Annotated in this window: 6 protein-coding genes; 5 read left to right on the forward strand and 1 reads right to left on the reverse strand. The window is 68.1% G+C overall.

Going from position 1 to position 5,882, the window contains the following annotated elements; translation table 11 throughout:
- The 3 genes from ACH65_RS20370 to ACH65_RS20085 all read left to right on the forward strand — a co-directional run.
- The coding region (locus ACH65_RS20370) for a hypothetical protein (RefSeq protein WP_049623993.1) at positions 1-216 on the forward strand (216 nt) is incomplete at its 5' end.
- A gap of 128 nt (positions 217-344) precedes the next feature.
- Positions 345-1,199 (forward strand): plasmid replication/partition related protein, encoded by an 855-nt coding sequence (locus tag ACH65_RS17875; protein ID WP_049623994.1) that lies wholly within the window; start codon positions 345-347, stop codon positions 1,197-1,199.
- Positions 1,200-2,262: 1,063 nt separating this feature from the next.
- Positions 2,263-2,754, forward strand: a complete 492-nt coding sequence (locus ACH65_RS20085; RefSeq protein WP_049623995.1) for a hypothetical protein — start codon at positions 2,263-2,265, stop codon at positions 2,752-2,754.
- A 660-nt stretch (positions 2,755-3,414) separates the two neighbouring features.
- Here the strand turns inward: ACH65_RS20085 and ACH65_RS17885 are convergent.
- On the reverse strand, positions 3,415-4,026 hold the full coding sequence (locus tag ACH65_RS17885) for a class I SAM-dependent DNA methyltransferase (protein WP_049623996.1): 612 nt from the start codon (positions 4,024-4,026) through the stop codon (positions 3,415-3,417).
- Between the two features lie 107 nt (positions 4,027-4,133).
- On the opposite strand from ACH65_RS17885, the gene ACH65_RS17890 reads away from it, so the two are divergent.
- Positions 4,134-4,421: a hypothetical protein gene (locus ACH65_RS17890; protein ID WP_049623997.1), complete on the forward strand. Its 288-nt coding sequence runs from the start codon at positions 4,134-4,136 to the stop codon at positions 4,419-4,421.
- Between the two features lie 210 nt (positions 4,422-4,631).
- The coding region (locus tag ACH65_RS17895; RefSeq protein ID WP_049623998.1) for a DUF1800 domain-containing protein at positions 4,632-5,882 on the forward strand (1,251 nt) is incomplete at its 3' end.

A 5,882-nucleotide genomic window follows, 5' to 3' on the forward strand; every position in this document is an offset into this window, starting at 1 on the left:
CACGCCTGGAAAGCCTTCATCGCCAGCGCCATCGGCTCGCTGGCCGTGATCGGCGTGGCCGTCTACATGAGCTTCAGCGCCCATCGCGAGATCGCCCGCGCCGACTGGGTGTCCCGGATCAACGCGGCCATCGCCAGCGGCAAGCTCGCCCCCTGTCCCGAAGGCGGCCTTTGCGCGCGCGTCGATAACCGGAAGTGGGCACGGCTGGACAAGTAGGCGGCGCCCACGCCGCAACCGGCCGCGGGCATCACGAATCCAGGGCATCGCCACCGCTCCGCACGCGGGGCGCACGCGCCCTGCGCGGGCGACTACAATGCCGCCCCTTTTGCGCTACGCCCGTGCCCATGGACATCATCGTCAACGAAGAACTCAAGGCCTACATCGACCCGCTGACGCCGGAAGAATACGAGTCGCTGGAGCGCAGCCTGCTCGCCGAGGGCTGCCGCGACGCGCTGGTGCTGTGGGGCAACGTGCTGGTAGACGGGCACAACCGCTACGGCATCTGCCAGAAGCACGGGCTGCCGTTCCAGACCATGCAGAACCCGCACTTCCGCTCCATCGAGGACGTGCACCTGTGGATGATCGACCAGCACCTGGGCCGGCGCAGCGTGTCGGATTTCCAGCGCGGCGTGCTGGCGCTGCGCAAGCGCGAGATCCTGGCCGAGCGCCGCCGCGCGGCGCAGGCCGTCGAGCCGGCGCCCGTGGAGGAGACGCCCGCCGAACCCCCGGCCTCCCCGTCGGCAGGAATGGCCGACACCGCCACCGATGCAACGCCGCAACCCGCGGCGAACCACGATGAGCCCGCGCCCTCGCTGGACAGCCGCGAAGCCCTCGCCAAGGCCGCCCGCCTGAGCAACAGCCAGGTCGTGCTGATCGAGAAGATCCAGAAACAGGCCGCCCCCGAAGTGGTGGAAGCCGTAAAGGCCGGCGCCCTCTCCCTCAGCGCCGCCGCCGCCGTCGCCACCCTGCCGGAAGAAGAACAGCGCGCCGCCGCCGTCGCCGGCAAGGACGAACTCAAGCAGGCCGCCAAGCGCGTCCGCGAATCGCGCCGCAAGCCGCGCGAGGACAAGCCCGAAGCCGAAAAAGCCGTCTCGGGCAAGGAACTCGAAGCCCTGCGCCAGCGCGTGGACGAATTGACGGCCGAGAACGAGCGGCTGCGCAGGCAGGTGGCGGTGTTGCAGGAGCGGCTGGGGATCTGAAACCACGAACATCGACCGTTTTTTCCAGGGTGTCGCGATAGAGGTTGCGGACGTATGGACGTCTGCTTCATTCTCGATAGATCAGAGCATCCCTAAGTCTGACGTGTGGTTTTTCTTTCTGAGCTGCCTACGCGGCAGTGAACCGATATGGAAAGCAGCGAACTCGATGAGCGATTTTCTGAGCTGCCTACGCGGCAGTGAACTGGCTGTTCGCCGAGACCAACATGTCGTGGTCGTTTCTGAGCTGCCGGGTAGGCAGCTCAGAAATTCTGGCCGTCGCCGTCCTTGTCCGTCGCCGGGTTCACTGCCTACGCGGCAGTGAACTTGGTGCCCATGGCTTTCTCCTGGCCGGGCATTTTCTGAGCTGCCTACGCGGCAGTGAACAAGCCAATGCGCTAGCCGCCGGCCGTGATGATTTTCTGAGCTGCCTACCCGGCAGCTCAGAAAGCTTCCAGCATGCGCTTTCCCGTTATTTCCGTGTTCACTGCCGCGTAGGCAGTGAACTCCGTGACGGGGAATTGTGCACCTTCGGTGCGTTTCTGAGCTGCCGGGTAGGCAGCTCAGAAAAGCCGGCGCACGTAGGCGCTCATGTTGCCGGAGTTCACTGCCGGGTAGCTGAGCCCGACCAGTTATTGCGCACCATTCGGGGCACCCTTGGCGGCCACGGCTCACCCCGTTCGCATCGCTCTCGGAACAAGAAAGAGGAATAACAGCCTGGATAAGCCAGTCTGACCCTTCCCGTCGACTGCATCTGCATCCAAGTGAAGGTCGTTGGCCACGGGGCACTTTTCCCGTGGCACGACGAGGACCCGCCGCAGGCCAGGCTTTCACACACCGAAACTGCGCAGCGGCCCCCGTGCGGGGATTTGCCTCGGCCGCTATCATCGCCCCAAACCCCATCGCCTGTGCGATGCCTCACGGAATCAAGGATGCCACCCCGATGAGTTTGCGTTCCCTGGCCCGCTCCACCGTGTTGCTGGCAGCTTGCGTCAGTGGCGCGTGTGCCGCCTCGCCGCCATCCTCTGCGCCCCCTGCCCCGCGCGCCCCTGCTCAAGGACACCCCATGACCTCCGTTGCTTCGTCGCATTCGCCCGCGGCTGTGCGCGTTGCGCAGCAGCTGATGACCTTCCTGACCACCGTGCCGTCCAGTGAGGCCTTGACGGTCGACGTTGTGGGCCAGCAGTTCGGCGTCACGCTCAACGCGGACAGCGAGCGGTCCGTGTATCGCAGCGGGGACCTGGGCAGCGGCTGGAACTATGGTGTGGCAGTCACGCCGGGCAATCGGACCATGAAACGCGGGTTTGAGTTTTGGTTTTACAACCCGACGCCGGGGGCTGACCCCACCCCGATTTGCGCACTCAACCTCGATGCACTGCGCCAGCAGCTTGTGGCGCACGGGTTTGTCGAACGCGTGGTCGCGTCTGAGAGAGGCGGCGACGACGGGAGCGACTTTTTGAAGGGCGACCTGGTGCTGACCGTCACCGGCCGAGACTTGGTGGCCGCACCCAACGGCGATGCATGCATCACCCGCTTGCAAACCACGGACGGTCGCTGAGCGAGCGCTGCCGGGCGCGTAGTCCTTGAAAGTCTTGCGCACGAGGGGGGCATCCTTGTCCTCCACCGGCCGCCGGTTCAAGCCATGGCGCGCCAGGCAGCGCATCAGACCCGAACGGGAGGCCTTGGGATTCAGAAACTCGCGCACCACCACCAAGAGGTCGTCCAGCGGCAGCCACAGGGTGCGGCGAATCTCCATCGCGACCGCTTCCTGGGCCGGCGTGAGCGTGCAGTGCAGCGTCTGCGGGCGGTGCGAGCGGTCGGCTGTGGTGTCGCGCTGCCGCCACTTGCGCACCGTGGGTGGGCTCAAGCCGTAGCGGCGAGCCAGCTCGGCATCGGCCAGGGTCGGATCGGCCGCGCGCAGTTCAGCGCAGATACGTGGCGTGGTGCGCGCCAGCGGGTGCAGTGTCAGGAGCATGAGCGGGTTCCGAGCGACTGGTGTAGGTGCTTCATCGCATCACGAGCCGCGCCCAGGCGCCAGACCCGCTGCGTGACATAATCACACGGAACCAGACAGGTAGGCAGCTCAGAAAATGCGTGGCCGTCGTGCCGGGATCATTCGACCGTTCACTGCCGGCTAGGCAGCTCAAAATCCTCACAACACACGGATTCGCACGAACAGGCACTCCCTGCCAGACCAAAGCCCTTGCCCCCCGCCGCCTCACCCACCCCACCTCCCCGGCACCTCCAACGCCGCGATATGCCGCATCAACCGCGGCCCCAAGTAACAGTGCGAGCCGCAGGGCGACAGGCCGGCGTGGTTGAACTGGTGGAGGTACCAGGATGGGGCGCGGGCGTGGAAGCCCTGCTTGTCGCCGGCCACGTCGTCGCGGGTGGTGAAGACTTCGAGGAAGGCGATGCCTTCGAGCATTTCGCCGATGCCGACGAGGCCGGCGCGGATCTCGGCGGGCTTGAGGTAATGCAGCACGTCGGTGCAGACGATGAGGTCGAAGCGCTCGTCGAAGCGCAGGTGTTCGAGCTGGCCGAAGCGGGCCAGGCCGATGTTGCGCGTGCGGCCGTAGCGCGCCACCACGTATTCGCTGGCGTCCAGGCCGCGGTAGCTCGCGCGCGGGCGCAGGGCGCGCAGGTGCGCGCGCCAGGGGGCTTCGCCGCAGCCCACGTCCAGCACGCTGCGCAGCGGGCGGCCGAGGTAGTACTCCGCCTGCGCCACCACCATCGCCACCTTGCGCCGCAGCTCCGCCGGCGAGGCCACGGCGTGCAGCGGGTGGCGGTACCACTTGTCGAAATAGTCGCGGTCGTAGAGCTTGGCCATGGCGGTTTCCGGCGGCGGGGCGCCCATGGTAGCGGGCCCGGCATCACCTGCCGCACACGCCGCGCGGATTAAGCATGGGGGTGCACCGGACCGCGAGGATTCCCGCCATGCCCATGATCCGCATCCGCCTGATCGGCCAGCGCGAGGAAGCCGACCTGCTGATCAACGCGCTGCACAGCATCGACGGCATCGAGCACGTCGAGGAAGTGGACGACCCGGCCTACGGCATGCGCGACGATTCGAGCCCCACCGAGCTGGCCGACGACGGCGGCGGCCGGCTGTTCCGCATCGAGGTGATGGCGCCGAACAACGCCCGCGCGCAGGCCGTGCGCGTGGTGACGGAACTGGAGGCGCGACGGCTGGACGTGGCGGTGGAATTCGTCGACGAGTTCTAGCCGCCTGCCTCCGGCCGCGCCTCGCCATCGCGCGCACCACGCTGGCCGCTACGCACGGCGCACGAGCCGCGGGCCGCCACCGCGCACCGCCGCAAAAGGCTGCGAAGCCTGAACCCCGTCACATCCATTGCCCCGAAGGTTTGCGCCGCTGTACGCCGATGTGCGGATCATGCGTTGGTCCATGACATGTCCCTTGCGGGGTTTGCTCGCATGCGCATCGCCGTTGTCCTCCGTCCACGCCTCGCCGCCGCCGCGCTGCTGCTGGCGTTACTGCCTGCCCTGGCTGGGGCCCGCGATGCCGCCGCCCCGGCGCGCGGCGCCATGCCTGGCGCGGGCGACATCGCCTGGCTGCAGCGCGCGAGCTTCGGCCCGGACAGCGCCGCCCTCGCCCGCTACCGCGAGTTGGGCCGCACGCGCTACCTCGACGAACAGTTGGCCGGCCGCGACGGCGCGCTGCCGGCGCCGGTCCAGGCGATGATCGACGGCTACCCGGTGAACCGCACGCCGCCGGAGCAGTTGCTGGCGAGCTACCGCGAGCGCCAGGCGCAGATCAAGGCGATGCCCGCGGGCGAGGCGCGCGACGCCGCCAAGAAGGCCGCGCAGCGCTCCCTGCGCGCGCTCTACGTGCAGGCCGCGCAGAGCGAGCTGCTGCACGCCGTCTACGGGCCCAACCAGCTGAAGGAACAGATGGTGTGGTTCTGGCTCAACCACTTCAGCGTCTTCGCCGCCAAGGGCGGCGTGCGGCTGGTGGCGGCCGACTACGCGGAGCACGCTATCCGCCCCTACGCACTGGGCAAGTTCCGCGACCTGGTGATGGCCACGCTGCAAAGCCCGGCCATGCTGATGTACCTGGACAACGCCCGCAACGCCAAGGGCCAGACCAACGAGAACTACGCCCGCGAGCTGATGGAGCTGCACACGCTAGGCGTGAACGGCGGCTACACCCAGCAGGACGTGCAGCAGCTGGCCCTGATCCTCACCGGCGCCGGCATCGCCGCGCCGCGCGCGCCGGCCCGCGGCGGCTTCGTGCGCGAGCGGCCGGGCTTCGTGCGGCGCGGCCTGTTCGTGTTCAACCCGAACCGGCACGACTTCGGCGACAAGACCTTCCTCGGCCAGCGCATCCGCGGCAGCGGCTACGGCGAGATCGAGCAGGCGGTGGACCTGATCGTGCGCCAGCCGGCCTGTGCCCAATTCGTCTCGCGCAAGCTGGCCGAGTACTTCGTGGCCGACCAGCCGCCGCCTGCCCTGGTCGCGGCGATGGCGCGCACCTTCCAGCGCACCGACGGCGACATCGCCGCCGTGCTGCGCACGCTGTTCACCTCGGAGGAACTCGAGGCCAGCCGCGGCAGGAAGTTCAAGGACCCGATGCAGTTCGTGGTCTCCGCCGTGCGCCTGGCCTACGACGGCCGTCCCGTCGCCAACGCGGCGCCGCTGGTGAACTGGCTCAACCAGCTGGGCGAG

Origin of the sequence: Frateuria defendens (assembly GCF_001182895.1) — a bacterium.
Taxonomy (GTDB): domain Bacteria; phylum Pseudomonadota; class Gammaproteobacteria; order Xanthomonadales; family Rhodanobacteraceae; genus Frateuria_B; species Frateuria_B defendens.

Excerpts from the sequence above, each read along its gene's own strand:
- ACH65_RS17875 (WP_049623994.1), top strand. The coding sequence starts at position 345 with ATGGACATCATCGTCAACGAAGAACTCAAGGCCTACATCGACCCGCTG.
- ACH65_RS17890 (WP_049623997.1), top strand. The coding sequence starts at position 4,134 with ATGCCCATGATCCGCATCCGCCTGATCGGCCAGCGCGAGGAAGCCGAC.
- ACH65_RS17885 (WP_049623996.1), bottom strand. The coding sequence starts at position 4,026 with ATGGCCAAGCTCTACGACCGCGACTATTTCGACAAGTGGTACCGCCAC.
- ACH65_RS20085 (WP_049623995.1), top strand. The coding sequence starts at position 2,263 with ATGACCTCCGTTGCTTCGTCGCATTCGCCCGCGGCTGTGCGCGTTGCG.